The organism is Bradyrhizobium sp. 164 (assembly GCF_023073715.1).
Taxonomy (GTDB): Bacteria; Pseudomonadota; Alphaproteobacteria; order Rhizobiales; family Xanthobacteraceae; genus Bradyrhizobium.
In genome coordinates, this window is record NZ_JADPKA010000012.1 from 26,765 (window position 1) to 42,261 (window position 15,497).

The following is a 15,497-nucleotide window of genomic DNA, read 5'->3' on the forward strand; positions in this document are numbered from 1 at the left end:
CCAAGACACCCACCACGTCAGGTTCGAGCATGCGCGGAATTGAACAGTCCGGCCTCCGCGTAAGCGTTGGAATCCGGAATAGACGAAGAGCAGCGGTGCTGGCGAATCGCATACTGGATCGGGATTCCATTGTAAGCTCGACTGGCGTTGTTCACTGTCTCACGTGGCGCGCATGCATCTTGGTGACGTCGAATGTGCTCTCGCCACCGGGACATAGGCGGCAATCAATCAAATGCATCGATAGGCGGGCAGCACCCCGCTCAGCGCCGGAACAATCCCGGTAGTTGTCGCCGACATCCTGAGGCCGAGATGATTGCCGAGAACACATTGATTGGTGAAATCGATGGTTTGGATCGATGCATTCACATGGCGGAGCAGTGACAATGCCGTTCCATGGTCTGGATCTAAATCTCCTCATCACGATCGATGCTCCCGATGGCGAGCGCAGCCGCACGGCCGCAGGTTTGATGGGGAGCAGCGATGATAGGCAATTTGCATCGCGGCCCTCAATTTGCAAAGCCTCACACGCCGGCAGACGTTCCGTGCTTGAGCAACGAACTTCCTCATTCGGCCTGGAAGGTGAGTCTCCTTCGTGCTCCGATCACTGGAGCGACAGTGATGGCCAAGCGCGGCTACGCTCAGCTGGAGAACGCCATAACGAGGCCGTCCTGCCGCGCCTTCCTTTTTCGAACTTTTATAAAATCACCGAGACGCTGCGGAATGAACTGCTCAACGGCCGCACAATCCAAAGACGGGGGGTGACATGAAGTTGGCCGCACCGGGCAAAACCGTGCCTACAATCCGATCGCGGCGTCCATGATCACGTACTCATCGCAGCTTTACCGACAGCAAACCTACCATGTTGCGTGATGCACGGCGCTTTCCCTACCCGGCAGCACATGAAGTGTGAAATCAATTCTTTGGATGGATTGCATTCGCATCCTGGATAGTGACAACACGTCTGAGGTCTGTGTCTCAGTCTCCTAGCCGCACCTGATGCCCTGATGACCGAACGCAATCTGTCGCTGGCAATTTGGTGGGGCGAGCGATAATTTTGGTGATTTGCATGGCGGCGTCTTCCTGCAAGGCTCACATTGGGCGCCGACTCTTCTGGACTAGCAAACCCACGTGATGGTCACTCGCCAAGCAATGTCGGTTCTGCTCCATCCGGACGCGGGAAAAAATGTTGTTGTCATTCTACGTCTGATCAGAATGGTGCATCATCTCGGAATCGGTGGGCGACTTGCTCCGGAATCGCATGGTGCATGACCGCGCGTCAGCAAGTTGTTCCGTCTCAGCCGAAGCGCCCCGATCCTAGAGAGCTTGACGGCCAATAAGTCTTCCGCAGAGTGCTTGGCAGTCGCATCGGAGTGCGGACAGATGCTTTGGTCAGGTTGTGGTCAGCTAGGTTGTATATCCTCCTCGGCAAAGCTTGTCGCGGCACGACTCAATCGCGTGCATCTTGCCGACCGGGAGCGATCTGATGTATGGCAGAATCGGTGGCTCCGTTTTGCGGAAGCGGTTGCCGGCCTGGAGCGAGGTGGGTCGTCGTCGGCGGGCGCGACGCCATACTCCCTGCGTTCCAATCCGCCCATTATCAAGATCGTCGACTGAGAATCTTTCATGCGCAAAGTGAAGAGATTCTTGTCCAGTGAAATCATGCACATCGCCAGTAACCCGCACGAGTACTCGGATTTTGATCGGAGAAAGCCGAGCGGGCTGCAACTGTCGGTGGGAGGAGGCTATTCCAGTACTTACGATGATCCGGATAAGCCCGCGCGATTTTTCAGCTATCAGGTTGGGTAACGAAACTGTAGGGTTTTTAGGAGCCGGAGGCTCGGTCCGGATCAAGGGAGACCATTTTCGCCAACAGTTCGGGCGTAACGATATCACGTCCGTGGTAGACCTACGCGTTACTTATCCGCTCGCCGAGAACGCGGGCGATATCCTGCTGGAGCATGAACTGCGAATGGACGGCGATCATCCGCTGGTCTTATCACGTCCTGGCGTAGGAGGTATGGAACCCCATCTAGCGGAAATGGGTTTTGTTCGTGGGTCGCAATAACTGGGTGCTTGATCCTCAACAGCATCCAAAAGTGTGGACGAAGAACGAGAACGACCAGTGGCACCGAGTAGACAGGCCTACAAAGTATCTTTCCAAAGTCGAGGATAGCGATAGTCAAGAGAGCTGCGAGACGGATTCGTCTGACGATGATCCGTCGTATTACCTGGAGCGCGCTGTTCGAAGATTGCCTGTGGGACAAGACGATTCGAATGATAAGAGCGGGCTGGGACCGACTGGTATTTCGCTATTGCAGGGGCCGGTTCAGAAGTGAACTTGAAGGAAGCGCTCGCGCCGGACGTGCTCCTCGCGCGTGACATATGCCCGGTTTCGAACGTCAAGTTTGACTTCCTCGGCTACTGCTTCCGGCCGCGACAGGCAAAGAGCTCTCAAAACGCCTCGGTGTTTTGCAGTTTTCTGCCTCGGCTCAGCGCTTCGGCGCTGAAGTTTATGCGGGCGGCAATCCGGGATTTAACCTCCGAAAACGGACCCATGTGTCAATGGCTGACATCGCTCGGCAGCTCAATCCCCTCCTGCGGGGGATTGTGTATTACGGTCGATTCAGGCGGGCGCCTCTGGGTCAATCCTTCGATACGTCAATCAGACAATCGAGGCTTGGATGATGCGGAAGTTCAAACGCTTTATGGGGTCGCAAGGCCAAGACCGGCCGCGTTCTCGAACGACTATCTCGCGAACGTCCCGGGTTGTTCGCACAATGGAAGATCGGCATACGCGGCTCGTTCGCCTGATGGGAGCCTAGTGACGCGAGAGTCTCACGCTGGGATCCTTGAGAGGCCGGCGGTGAGATTCCGCCGGCCTACTCGCCAAAGCCGTCTGCCCGGATGTGTGGGGGCAACGCCAAATGGCCGAGCTACTCGACCACGATCCACGGCGGTGTGGGTTTCCTGTGCAACCGGAAAAACGCCCTTCGTCAGCTACTCGTCAGCCAGCCTGTCTATCCAGACAGGCTGCGCATTCTCGACTTGATTGGAGATGGAATATGACGGGCATTGGCCGATCTGGAAGATCGCGCACTGGAGATGCTGGAGCCGGATCGAGCAGTTCACGCTCGCACTCAAGTCTAGCCCCTGGGGAAGGCAGTCAATCGTTCGATTCCGTTGTGGAGCGGATGCGCTCTGGGCCCCAAGATAGAGGGACGCCCTCCGCTAGCACGGCGCGCGGTGCCGACGATGCCCTTGGCGACAGGTCTTCCGGTCCCTCCGTTGGCCCAGATCGAATCCTAGGCGCTGCGGCACGTGCAGCCGCTGCGCCACGTGCAGTCACTGCGCGGCGGCGCGGCTTTACCTCAGTGTCGGAGGGTGGAGACACGGCGCCGGTCGCCAGCCAGCCAACTTCCGGTGTGGCAGTCTCCATTTCCTCGTCAGAGGAAGAAATCAACGCAGCAAGGCGACACATGGACCGCCTGCGTGAGGAACTTGCCGCTTGCGGTAATGCGGGCATGCAAGCCCAGAACTCGAAGGAGGCGCTAGAGCTGGCCGATCGGTTCGTCAAAGCAGGCTCGGCAGTTCTGGAGTACTACGCGAGCCTGCGCCCGGCCGTCGCGCCGATCATTCTGTCCGACGCTAAGGCCCGTCAATGCTGCTCTGCCGTGCTCGATGCGGGGCGTCAAGGCAAGATTGTGGGCAGAGCGATTATCTCCGACTTGCAAGAGCGCAGAAAGAATTCGGCAGACCTGTTCCAGCGGATCAAATCCAACGCTACACCCGACCAGTTGAGCCGAGTGGCTTCCAGTATGGTGAAGGACCATGTGCCTGTCATCGAGTGGTGGGGAAAGAAGCTGTTACGCTCGGAACGGATGGTGTCCGTCTGCGAGACCACTGCCAAGTTGCCAAGCACGACGCCCGAGATGCGGAAGCCCATCGAGGCCGCACTACGCCTGCATACCGGCTCGGCACTTTATGATGGGTGCTTGTATCTGGAAGCGCGGATTAAGCTCGCGAAGCTTCTGATTGAGTCTCAGGCGAGCACGTTTGAACCAACCGTGAGGGACGCCCTCATGGATGAGAACGGGCGGGTGCGTCTGCTCGGGACCTATATCCAGGATGCTTTTCCGGCATTCAACTCGACGTACAAAGCCGTTCTGAACGAGCACGGAGAGCCACTCGACGCAGAGCACTGCACCGTTCTGGAAGGAGTCATGGAACGGCATTCGGAATTGGCCTCAGGGGTGGAACGCATCGGTGCCACGCTAAGGGATGCTGGAACGGATGCCGACCTTCTATTGGAACAGTTGGACCAGATCATGGAAGGTGCATGGGTCACCGCGCATCAAGTCACGCGACTATTGGCAGTGCAGCCAAAGACGCAAGTGGAGCCGCCTGCCCAGACTGCGATATCGGAAAAGACCGACTTAGCGGCTGAGAGCCACGCGGCGCGTAGGAAGGGGAAAGGCAAGCGCGCACCGGCCGCAGGCGAGCGGAGTTCGACGGCCGGGCTGCGCGAGCCGCAGCTCGCCAGGCCCGACGCTGCCACGGTTATCGTACTCTCGGATCTGGGTACGAAGAAACTCGCGAGTGCGGAGGAGGCACGCGCGAGGGCGTCATCATCGGCGACCGGGCACCTGGCGATGTGGCAGGCTCCGCCCTCCAGGAACGCACTGACGGGATTACTCAAGCGATTGGACGAGCTGCTGCAGTTCGATCTGCCGGCTCAGCAAAGCGCCGTCTCGCAAGCGCGCCAGATGAAGCCCGAGGACGCCGACCACGTCGTGGATCTCGTCCTTAAGCGCCTGCAGACGCAGGCCACCGAGATTAAGACCTGTGTAGCCGCGCTGGAGGAGCCCCGCCGACGTGGCCTACTCAAGCCTGCGCAATTGACCGAAGTGCACAACAAAATAGTCCGGCTTAAGGCGATGTTGTCCGAGGTTCAGGGACAGGCAAACTCAGTGAACGCGCAAAAGGCGGGGATCACGATCGATTGCATGAAGACCTATGCGTTTCCGTCGCAGAAGTACCTTGAACAGTTGCGGGCGGCCGAAGAACTTGCGTCTGTGTATTCACCCCAAGCCTTGAAGAAGATCGAGCCAGCGACGCTGTTCGAGATCGAGCTGCAGCCCAAGGCGCTGCGCAGTGGTAGGACGCCAAATCCGATGTGGGTGCACATCCATACCAAGCTGCCGGTACGTGCCTCGCAGTTGGCCACGCTGGGCGTCGCCGACTTCGCCGCTTGCCACGTGAAGTCCCATGAACAGCGCGGCTACAATCGGCAATGGCAGAGCGCTCAAGCCGCCAAGGGGCACGAGAACGTCGTGATCCACCGCGGCAAGCTCACGCCTGCGTTCTGTAAGTCGTTGTTGAGCATCGCCTCAGGCTACTCCCTTCCCGAGGCGGAGCACGCGTCGATGCAGTTCGCGCGCCTCAGGATGTAGTTACCTGAGTGTCTCGCGCCAGAGCGTCGCTGTGGTGACACCATCAAGCAGACCGCCACCGAGAGGAAATCCTCGATGAACTCGAAGCCGGCGCGGGCTCCTCGAACAGATCGACAACGGGGTCCGACTGAAATTCGATCGCGAGCGTGGAGACCCCGACTTCCTTTCGCTTGAAAAACAGCATCGCGGCGCTTGTCGCCGCGCTTGCGATGGCCGGGTCCGAATAGCCTAAGACCCGGCTATGCTTCAGATCGTGAATGAAGCAGTTTTGCGCATTTGTGTTCGAGATCCCATCGCCGATCGCTTCGGTAAGTGTCTGCGGCGCCGTGCTTAGCGCCCCACAACGATTGGGCTTCCCGGCCCGGAGCACCAAAATGCGGTGTAAAGGGCCAAACGCGTGCGGGCCAGCCGCACCGGGCTCTCGTGCTGGGGTGGACGGCCCTTTCCGCTACTCCGGGGGCAAGATGAGGAGTCGTCGCTGACCTCAAAGAAAGGAGACGCCCGCGAAAACAATTGTTCGCATCGGTTTGAAGACGTGAAGAGTGTAGTGCTTCAGCTGCATGGCGTTGACAGGACGGAGCAGCCGAGGGTTGAGGGCAGAAGGCACGGTCAAATTAACGAATTGGAGCGGCCGAGCGGGCAGACGAGCGGCATGCCAACCGCCCGGGGTTCTTTTTCGCCGTCATGGTTTCCCACTGGAAGGGATCTGCTATGCCGTTTGGATGTATTTCCCGTTTCCTTAAGCTCGCGCATGGTCGAGGAAATGCTGGCGGCGCGCGGCATTGTCGTGACCTATTAAACCGTGCGCCAGCCGGGAACCAATTCGGCAAGGCGTTCTCCTTTTGGATCCGCCAGCGCGCTCCGCGCGCGGCGACAAATGGCATCTGAACGAAATCGCTATCTCGACGCGGCCGAACAACATTGGCTCTGGCGCGCTGTTGACCAGAAAGGGCTCGTTCTCGAGGTCTTAATCCAGCGCCGAAGAGACTCGCGCGCTGCGCAGCGGCTTGTCAAGAAGGCCTTGAAATTCGGCGCCACGCCGCCGCGCGTCATGATCGCGTACAAACCCCGTTCGTACGGCGCTGCAAGGGCGAGATGGGCTTTCACACCGACCGACCATCGCCACCACAAAGCTCGCAACCACCGCGCTGAGAATTCTCACCCGCCGACCCGGCGACGCGAGCGGATCATAAAGCGGCTTAAATCGTCCCGTCAGACTCAGCGGTTTCTGTCAGTTCACGATCCGGTCGCAAACCTTTTCCACGTCCCCTATTCCGGAGCCGTCACTGCCGACTTCCGTCGTGCTTCGCGCGAGCCAGCCTTTGCGATTTCCTGCGAGATCTCCGCGATAGGCGCTATCGCCGATTCTCAAACCCTGAGAAGTGCCTTCTTCGGTTCAGTGCCAGCTCGCGCATGGGCTATCTCCAAAAATGGAAGCGGCAAGAGGAGAAGAAGTCCAGCGCGGGAGGATCGTGAAGATGGCTCGCCTCACCCCGCCGAGCAGATCGAGCAGAGCTACGACGACGCCATGAAGGCGCTGGCCGACTATCTCACGCGCGAGCGCGACGCGGCAACCACCATTGAAATCCAGATCCTTGATCGGGACAGCCTCCGCGACGCCATCACGGAGGTCCTGGTTGACGCGCGCGTGCATCCAAGACCAAGAGCGGACGTCCCGGAGCGCGAATTATGACCGTTTGGACTTACGATCAGGGCGAGGTTCTGAAGGTCTTCGCGACCGAAGAGGTTGCGCAGGCATGGCTCGATGAGAACGATCCCGAGGGCTTCACCTTTGAGCACGACGTGATAGGCCCGCCAGCGCGAACCTGCACCCGCAGAACAGGCCCGCCAACTGAGGCGGCGTTACTCTCTGTCCATTTCGGAGATTTACGGGCGCCTTAGAGGCTCAGCACCAGCATATACGCGAGGACCGTGGATAGAGCGCCCAATCCAACCATGGTGATTATGAAAACGAGGTCTGGCGCCGTCACGCTGCCCCCCATTTGGTTTCGCAAATCACCTGAATCTTACGCTTTACTCCGGCGGCTGCAAGCCGGGCGACATAAGCCATTCGGTCATGTGAGCGCCAACCTCGTTTTGTCGGGCTCTACGCAGTAAGGCTTCCCGCTGCGGTCCATGCGGGAGCTTCTTGGCTTGCTCGCGTAGGCTTTTCGCTTCTTCGGCAAGTCGTTCTTCCAAGGGCGAAGACTGGCTAAATCGGCGGCGCGCTCCCATGGCCTTCCTCCATGACGTAACAAACGCGAAAGTTCCGGGCCGGTTCCTCAAATCAGGCCACTGTGATTTTCAAACTAGGCCACCGCGCTCGGAAACAGGCCAGTACCCGAGGCAGCATGAGAACATTCCGCAAAACGAGAACAACGGGCTTCCATCAGGTGCGGCGGCGTCCGAGCCCCCGCGGATATGTAGGCCGCAGGTGCTACCTTATGACAGCTCCTGCGGCCGGTGCCGCGACGTTCCGCACGATCCGCGCGGCACGCCAAGTTGCTAGCACACAGGCCCGCTAGCGCGAACCGGCGGGGCTTTTGCTCTCCCGAAACGGGCTCGCGTCAGTCGAGATTGAACTTGTTTTGGAGAGCCCTGATCATGTCCTCGACGCTCCCTTGCCGCCAGTGCGTGGAACTAGTTTGATCTGCAAGCCCATGGCGGTGAGCACACTGAGAATTGTTGAAAAATTCGGAAGCCGTTGGTCGCCGAACGCGCGATAGATGCTTGTACGCTGCAGTCCAGTTTTTTTTGAGAGTTCTGAAATGTTGAAATGTCTGAGTGCCTGCCCGATGCTCCGCAAATTGTGTGAGGTTCACCCGAAGCGAGTGCCTCGTTGAGCTCACGGCGAGCTGCGAAGGGACGTTTGGCCTGAAGGTCTTTGTCATTCGAGCCTTCCAAAGAAGATGGCCGGCTCTAAGAGCCGGCCCCTGTTCTTTTATGAAGCTGCTCAGTACCTCGCGATCGTCGGACCGCCGAACTTGTAGTTCAGGCGGACCAAGCCGATGTCAACGTCTTGGCGGATGCGGTCGCTACCTGCGAAGGCTCCAGCCGGCGTGGTGAAGTCGATCGTGCGATCGCCCAGGAAGATGTGGTTGTACTCGATGCCAACCGACCAGTTCGGAGCAAAGCCATACTCGAGACCCGCGCCAACGGTGCCACCCCAACGGGTTTCACGCGCCGACGACAAGAGCGCGCCAGTCGGAATATCAAACACATCATACTTGTCGCCGACGACCGCGGCGCCGCCCTTGACGTAGAACAAAACATTGTTCCATGCGTAACCGACCTGCCCGGTAATCAGACCAAAAGAGTCGATGCGAGAGCGATTGCGATCAGTGCCAAACGCCAAGCTCGTGTTGTCGCCTCTGAAGTCAGCCCAGTTGCCTTGGCCTTCGAAACCGAACACCCAATTTGCCGACTGCCAGCGATAGCCAATCTGGCCACCGACCGTGCCCCCGACAGCATTGTGGCAACCCTCGCCGACCAGAGCGCCTGGGACACCGAAAATGCCGGCTGCATCCACAAAATCCCAGCACTTGTGGCTTGAACCGCCGCCGCCGTTGATGCCGATGTAAAAGCCGCTCCAGTCGTAAACAGCAGCAATCATCGGAGGCGCCTTCGTATATGGCCGCGCGGCCAGATCCGCCGCACTGGCGGGAGCGACCAGCCCCAGAGTTAGTGTTCCGGCTGCAGCCGCTAAAAGCCTTTTCATGCGAGTGTCTCCCCAGAAATACGAGTTCAATGAATCGGATGCGTTTGGCTCCGGGCCCGATTAAGAGTACGTCGTTCGCCTCTACGTTGCTGTAGCCGGCATGCAACACTCGCGGTCAAAGACGGGCGGGATTCTTCATAGTTATTAGATAGTTGCGGAAGTAAAATCCCGGTGGCGTGCACATCGGGGGCGGGCGGGCAAAAACGCCCCGCAGCGAATCGGGTTCTTCGTTTCCATGCCCACGACACGCAGTAGCTTGCTCTCCGACCGAGCTACTAGGAATCGATAATCTGCGAGGTACTTAGGATGCCGGTGATCGCGGTATGGCTGACGATCCCCCCTCGGTAATTTTGTCTCCAATTGGAGACAATCCTCATCCAGTCGAGCGCCCACACGCTTACCCATCCAGACGGACTGCCGATCCGCCTGAAGCTCGCCACCACGTCCTCGCTCTGTTGAGGATCACATTTTTAAAATCGAAATGGGCACATGGTGTTTCGTGCCTGGTCGCGTCGGCATTGAGCACCTCCGCCAGTGCAGTCCGCCTCGACGAGGACCTTTATGGCCCGGACATTTCTGCGGCGAGCGATCAGCTGGGCCAGTCGCGCCCGGCTTGGCTTCATCTTCTGCTCGAGGCCGCAGACCTTCTTCGAAAGTTGGCGGCGAGCGATGCCGGCGAGTCGCTGAAGGCTGTGCTTCGCAGATTAAGCCGCAGGCTCGATAGTTGGTCCGAAAACCGCATTCGAGATGTCTGGCACCGGGACCCCCGAGTGAAGATCCGGGCCGATGAGGTCAGCCAGCTGCGTGCGCTCGCAGAACCCAAACGCAAATCAGAGACTGTCCATGATTCTGAAGAGCTTCGAGCTACTACGCGGCGGCCTGCGTCGCCGCTCGGTGAGGTTTTTGAGGGGCGGAAAGTGTATACTTTCAACTTGTCTGCCGTCGCCATCGGTCTTACGGACGACGTCGAACGAAGCCGCTAAGATCGTGAGCGGTAATCCAACGTCAACCGTTATGGCTGCACGATGCGCCATCGCGGATGGGTGACGAGTACCGCGGATACGCACTGGCAAACGAGAACCCGTCAGCCCTATGTGGCTGGCGGGATTTTCTTTAGGCGCGCAGCCGAAGTCCTGCTGCTCGGCAGAGTGATCGCTCACCGCCTGAGAAGCACTAAGGGCAAAGAGAAACAGTGCAGGAACGTCGCAGACAAGAGCGCATCGAGACAAACGAGGTCGCCTACACCGGTTGGGTGGCGAGAACATCGGACGGTTGCACGATGAGCAGCCGAGCCGCTCCGAGGCCGTCGCGCCATCATTGCTCGCTTCGTGCCCCTGTTGTGCCCCAGCTTTTTTGGGGCACATACTCGGAGAACCGGGTCGCTAAGTGGCTGATTCCAAGGCATTAATGGTGGGCGCACAATGGGTCGCTAAGTGGCTGATTCCAAGGCATTAATGGTGGGCGCACAAGGGATCGAACCTTGGACCTCTCCCGTGTGAAGGGAACGCTCTCCCGCTGAGCTATGCGCCCGGGACCATCATGCAGGCGGCCGGACTTGCGGCCGGCCGGCACATTGGAGCCCGCGATTTAGAAGTGCGGGCCGAAGGTGTCAAGTTTCCAGGCGCCGTAGGGCCGGAAAACCTATCGCAAGCCATGCCATTCGCTGGTAGGCCGGGTTTCGGCCCGGTTAGGCGCCCTGCTGGCGGGCGCGGGAGGCGTGGGCCTGGAGGGCGCGGATGCGCTCGGCGAGCGTTCCACCGCCCTCGGGCAGGGTGGCCGTGGCCGCGCCGTTGGTGGCAGCATCGTTGGCCGGGCGCGGCGCCGGCTTGGCGGCCTGGCTGGCGTCGGCCGCGAGCAGCGCCTCGATCGGCGAGTTCGGGCCTTCGAGCTGCATCGCCAGCTTGGCGACCTCGGCGGCGATGTCGTTGATGCGCTCGCGCAGCAGCGCGTTCTCCATCCGCTCGGTCGCCCAGGAGCTTTCCGCCTGCTGCTGGATCGCGTTGATGTCGCGCTGGAGTCTGGCGCGCTCGTCACGCGCGCTGCGGAGCTGCTCCTCCAGCGCGGTCTTTTCCGCGCGCAGCGCTTCGAACGGGGCCGACGACTTGCCGCCGCTCAAGGCGGCGATCTCGACGCGCAGCTCCTTGATGATGCGCTCATTGCTCTCGTTGGCCTGGCGCAGCTGGTTGTTCTCATAGTCGCGCTCGGCGAGCAGCTTGCCTTGGGTGGCAAGGCGCCCCTCGAGGTCGGCGACGCGGCTCGACAGCATCTCGGCCTCCGTGACCTGCACGATGAGCTGGCGATCGAGCTCGGTGACACGCTGGCTCAGATTCTCGACGCGGCCCCGGGCATCCGCGAGTTCGCGCGAGGCGGTCTCGGATTCGATCCGCTCTTGCGCGAGGCGCGCTTGCGTCGCGGCAAACTCCTTTTCGGCATCGCCGACGCGGTTCTTCAATTCCTCGATCTGCGCGCGCACGGCGACCAGCTCGACCTGGCGGCTCTCCGCCATCATCGAGCGGTCCGACAGTTCAGAGTTGATCTTTGCAAGCTCGGCCTGCTTGTCGGCCAGCGCAATCCCGGCGGCGCGCAGCGCCTCGGTCTTGGCGTTGAACTCCTCCTCAGTGGCGCGAAGCTGCTCCTTCACCGCCTTCTCGCGCGCCTCCAGTGCGAAGATCGTGGCGTTCTTCTCCCCTAACTCGATCTTCATGCGGTTGATGGCATCGCTCTTCTTGCCGAGTTCGGCGAGCTGGCTCGTGGTCTTGTTCTTGAGCTGCTCGACGCTCATCTCGAGCCGCCGCGCCGACATGGCGAATTCGGCGCGGAGCTGGTCCTTGTCGGCCTGGATCTCGGCCATCGAGAGCGGGGTGGCGGCCTCGAGCCGGCGCGTGGTCAGGCGCACCGCGCGGTTGTGCACCAGCGGCACGATGGCAAGCCCGCACAGCATCGAGAGCAGGAAACCGATCGCCAGGTACATGATCGGTTCGACCATGGGCCAGAACTCCCAGAGCTAAGGAAAAATTTACCAACGACAATGGCATGGGGCGCCGGCAAAAAGCCAGCCCCGCTCTGTCGTTAACCTTGATCCGTACCCAGTTGGGAGAAGAGACCTAGAACGGGTTCCAGGTCGCATTCGGCGTGAATTTGAGATAGCCGATATTGGCTCCGAGCCGCAGGCCGAGGCCGGACCGGATCGGCACCAGCACGATGTTGTTGGCGGTGAGCGCCGTCATGCCGAAGCCGCCGATGATATAGGCCGAGCCGTCGAGGCCGGCGAAGCGCTGGTAGATCGCGTTGGTGGCGGGCAGGTTATAGACCAGCGTCATGGTGCGGGCGCCGTCGCCGCCCCAATCGAAGCCGAGCGAGGGGCCCTGCCAATAGACGCGCAGATCGCCGGCGTTCTTGGTGTAGAGCGTGCCTTCGCCGTAGCGCAGGCCGGCGACGAAAGCGCCGGAACCTTCCTCACCCAGAATGTAGCCGTTCGGCAGACCCCATTGGCTGACCGCTTTCTCGATGATCGAGGCGAGCCCGCGCGAGACGTTGCCGAAGAAACGGTGGCCCGCGGTCACGAGCTCGTCCGGCCCATAGGTGTTGGGCGTCGGGGCGCGCTGCGGCGGCGGCAGGTTGGGCGGGGGCGCCTGCTGGGCGGAGGCCGGCACGATCCAGCCGATCATCGCGGCGAGCGCGAGCGCAGCAAGGCGTGATGCGAAAGTCATAAAAGAACCCCTGGTACCGAAACCGATCGCTTCCTTAACCTGACGCCAACAGGCACGGCTCTAGGTTGCGCCGGATGTCCCCTCGACTCGGATGTTATCCGCAGCAACTATGACGGCACAACGGCAGGAAGATAGCCCTTTGCGCCCCGGAATTGCCTTGATCGGCCGCCGCGTTTGCCTCGTCTGCCTGCTGGCGGGCATTTGGATCATCTGCCCGAGGTTGCCTGCAGAGGCAGCCACCACCGAGCGGATCGTCGTCAACCGCTTCAGCGGCGTCGCCATCGAGGGCTTCGATCCCGTCGCCTATTTCGTCGATGGCGCGGCCGTACGAGGGACGGCGCAGTTCGAGGCGAACCTCTGGGGCGCGGTCTGGCGCTTCCGGAACGAGGGCAACCGAGCCTCCTTCCTGTCCCATCCCGAGATCTACGGGCCACAATTCGGCGGCTATGATCCGGCCGATATCGCCCGCGGCGTCGTCGTCGCCGGCAATCCCCGCTTCTTCGCGATCGTGGCGCAGCGGCTCTATCTGTTCAGCCGGGAAGCCAATCGCGACGCCTTCGTCACCAACCCGGAGCGCTTTCTCTATGAGGTCGGCAAGCGCTGGCCCGCCCTCCAGGATAAGCTTGGCCAGTAACAGGCGGTCAGTAGCGATCTACCGCCTGCGGGTCGCCCCAGGCAATGAACTCCGGGATGATGAAGCCGCTGTCGCTGCGCTGGCCGAAGCGGAGCTCGCCTCCCTTGCCGTCGGTCACCCTGCCGCCGGCCGCGGTTACCACCGCCGCGCCGGCCCCGACGTCCCATTCCGAGGTCGGTCCGAAGCGGGGATAGATGTCGGCGCTGCCTTCCGCGATCCGGCCGAATTTCACGGCCGAGCCGACCGTCCTTCGGACGGCATTGGGTCTGGCATCGATGAACGCCTCGCTCCTCAGATCGCCGTGCGAGCGGCTCACCGCCGCGATCCAGGGCGCGCCCTGCGCCGGAAACTTGCGGGTGTGAATTGGCTCGGCCGCGCCGATGGTCGTGCCGTCGAAGCTCACGCGCTCGGCGCCGCGGCCGATGACGCCGCGCCAGAGCAGGCCGAGCGCGGGCGCGGAGACGATGCCGAGCAGCGGCACGCCTTCAGTCACCAGGGCGAGGTTGACGGTGAATTCGTCGCGGCCGGCAACGAATTCCTTGGTGCCGTCGAGCGGATCGATCAGGAAGAAGCTGCCCTGAAACGGCGGCGAGGCGAACTGGGTCCGTTCTTCCGACAGGGTCGGCACGTCGGCCGCAAGCTGCGCCAGTCCCTCCGCAATGATGCGGTCGGCGGCAAGGTCGGCCTCGGTGACTGGCGAGCCGTCCTGCTTGCCCTCGACCCGCATCGCCGCACGGTTGACGGCGAGGATCGCTTCGCCCGCCTTCACCATCAGTGCGGTGAGCGGCTCCATCAGGCCGGTTGCGGCCGCGCCGTCGATGATCCGCTTCACCTGGATGCCTCATTCATCGGCAATTTCGTCCTCCTCGACTGATTCGCCCCGATTGATTCGGTTGGGGCTTTATGGCCACCTCTCATCGATCGCAAGCTAGCTGCCGCGGCCATGCGAATGTTAGAACCCGCAGCATCCGTCAAGCATGCGTGATTCGCGGCTCCAACGCCGTGCATTCCAGGAACCCTCCAGGACCCCATTATATGTCTGACGCCTCGTCGCCCGCGACCGCTACTGCTCCAGATATGCTCGAACTCGCAGCGCTGTTGTGCTCGCGGGTCTGCCACGATCTCATCAGCCCCGTCGGCGCCATCGTCAACGGGCTCGAAGTGCTCGACGACGATCCGAAGCCCGAGGACCGCGAGTTCGCGCTCGACCTCATTCGCAAGAGCGCCAAGACGGCCTCGGCCCGGCTCCAGTTCTGCCGCCTTGCCTTCGGCGCCGCCGGCTCCTCCGGCGCACAGATCGATCTCGGTGATGCCCAGACCATGGCGCGCGGCCACATCGAGGACGGCAAGTGCTCGATCACCTGGAATCTGCCGCGGCTGCTGCTGCCGAAGAATCGCGTCAAGCTGCTGCTCAATATGCTGGTAGTTGCCCAGCACACGATCCCGCGCGGCGGCATGCTGACGATCGATCCGATCGGCGAGGGCGAGACGATGAGCTTCCGCATCACCGCGACGGGACATAATGCGCGCCTGCCGCAGAACATCTCCGAGCTCCTGAGCGGCGAGCGCGGGCCTGCCGCGGATGCGCATGCGATCCAGCCTTATTATACGCGGCTGTTGGCGCAGGCCTGCGGGCTCACCGTGAAGCTCGCGCCGGAAGGCGAAGCCATCACCGTTACCGCTTCGTAAACGCGCCTTTTCGCGCTCGGAATATTAATCCAAACTTGACGAGGCGCTTCGGCTTGTCCGGAGCGCCTTATCTCTTTGTTGGTTCCGTTCTTTTGCACATACTCAACCAATATTAAACGCTTTGCGGTGAAGCTGGCCCCATTCCGAAATGGCGCATCACGCCTCGTGCGCGCCCTTCCTGTATGAAGGCCTGTTTTTCATGGATGATCTGTTGCGGGAGTTTTTGACGGAGACCAGCGAGAGCCTGGACACCGTCGACAATCAATTGGTGAAGTTCGAGCAGGAGCCGAACAACG

General features: G+C 60.9%; 9 protein-coding genes, 1 tRNA gene and 1 pseudogene. 5 read left to right on the top strand and 6 right to left on the bottom strand.

What is annotated here, in order from left to right:
• Positions 1-3,062 precede the first annotated feature (3,062 nt).
• The gene (locus IVB01_RS04435; RefSeq protein WP_346658341.1) at positions 3,063-5,450 is read left to right on the top strand and encodes a hypothetical protein; all 2,388 of its coding nucleotides are present in this window, start codon (positions 3,063-3,065) and stop codon (positions 5,448-5,450) included.
• A gap of 652 nt (positions 5,451-6,102) precedes the next feature.
• A pseudogene (locus IVB01_RS04440) lies at positions 6,103-6,849 on the top strand (IS6 family transposase); the annotation flags it as partial.
• 1,203 nt (positions 6,850-8,052) lie between these two features.
• Here the strand turns inward: IVB01_RS04440 and IVB01_RS35630 are convergent.
• The gene (locus tag IVB01_RS35630) at positions 8,053-8,256 is read right to left on the bottom strand and encodes a hypothetical protein (protein ID WP_346015858.1); all 204 of its coding nucleotides are present in this window, start codon (positions 8,254-8,256) and stop codon (positions 8,053-8,055) included.
• Between the two features lie 147 nt (positions 8,257-8,403).
• Positions 8,404-9,168 (bottom strand): outer membrane beta-barrel protein, encoded by a 765-nt coding sequence (locus IVB01_RS04450; protein ID WP_247333068.1) that lies wholly within the window; start codon positions 9,166-9,168, stop codon positions 8,404-8,406.
• Positions 9,169-9,686: 518 nt separating this feature from the next.
• Between IVB01_RS04450 and IVB01_RS04455 the strand changes: the two genes are divergently transcribed.
• Complete coding sequence (locus IVB01_RS04455; protein ID WP_247355822.1) at positions 9,687-10,151, top strand: hypothetical protein; 465 nt, start codon at positions 9,687-9,689, stop codon at positions 10,149-10,151.
• A 472-nt stretch (positions 10,152-10,623) separates the two neighbouring features.
• Here IVB01_RS04455 and IVB01_RS04460 read toward each other — a convergent pair.
• The 3 genes from IVB01_RS04460 to IVB01_RS04470 all read right to left on the bottom strand — a co-directional run bounded on the left by IVB01_RS04460 (position 10,624) and on the right by IVB01_RS04470 (position 12,878).
• Positions 10,624-10,698, bottom strand: a tRNA-Val gene (locus IVB01_RS04460).
• 157 nt (positions 10,699-10,855) lie between these two features.
• Positions 10,856-12,154: a hypothetical protein gene (locus IVB01_RS04465; protein ID WP_247494261.1), complete on the bottom strand. Its 1,299-nt coding sequence runs from the start codon at positions 12,152-12,154 to the stop codon at positions 10,856-10,858.
• Positions 12,155-12,272: 118 nt separating this feature from the next.
• Positions 12,273-12,878: a DUF1134 domain-containing protein gene (locus IVB01_RS04470; RefSeq protein ID WP_247275792.1), complete on the bottom strand. Its 606-nt coding sequence runs from the start codon at positions 12,876-12,878 to the stop codon at positions 12,273-12,275.
• A 139-nt stretch (positions 12,879-13,017) separates the two neighbouring features.
• Here IVB01_RS04470 and IVB01_RS04475 point away from each other — a divergent pair, with 139 nt between their 5' ends.
• Complete coding sequence (locus IVB01_RS04475) at positions 13,018-13,512, top strand: YHS domain-containing (seleno)protein (protein WP_247275791.1); 495 nt, start codon at positions 13,018-13,020, stop codon at positions 13,510-13,512.
• 7 nt (positions 13,513-13,519) lie between these two features.
• Here IVB01_RS04475 and IVB01_RS04480 read toward each other — a convergent pair whose 3' ends face one another.
• A complete protein-coding gene (locus IVB01_RS04480) occupies positions 13,520-14,344 on the bottom strand; it encodes a 3'(2'),5'-bisphosphate nucleotidase CysQ (RefSeq protein ID WP_247275790.1) in 825 nt (274 codons plus the stop codon).
• Between the two features lie 203 nt (positions 14,345-14,547).
• Between IVB01_RS04480 and IVB01_RS04485 the strand changes: the two genes are divergently transcribed.
• Positions 14,548-15,201: a histidine phosphotransferase family protein gene (locus IVB01_RS04485; RefSeq protein ID WP_247275789.1), complete on the top strand. Its 654-nt coding sequence runs from the start codon at positions 14,548-14,550 to the stop codon at positions 15,199-15,201.
• The last annotated feature ends 296 nt before the right edge of the window (positions 15,202-15,497 follow it).

What these genes read in the sequence shown, in the direction of transcription:
- IVB01_RS04465 (WP_247494261.1), bottom strand. Translation starts at nt 12,154, where the DNA reads ATGGTCGAACCGATCATGTACCTGGCGATCGGTTTCCTGCTCTCGATG.
- IVB01_RS04435 (WP_346658341.1), top strand. Translation starts at nt 3,063, where the DNA reads ATGACGGGCATTGGCCGATCTGGAAGATCGCGCACTGGAGATGCTGGA.
- IVB01_RS04450 (WP_247333068.1), bottom strand. Translation starts at nt 9,168, where the DNA reads ATGAAAAGGCTTTTAGCGGCTGCAGCCGGAACACTAACTCTGGGGCTG.
- IVB01_RS04485 (WP_247275789.1), top strand. Translation starts at nt 14,548, where the DNA reads ATGTCTGACGCCTCGTCGCCCGCGACCGCTACTGCTCCAGATATGCTC.
- IVB01_RS04470 (WP_247275792.1), bottom strand. Translation starts at nt 12,878, where the DNA reads ATGACTTTCGCATCACGCCTTGCTGCGCTCGCGCTCGCCGCGATGATC.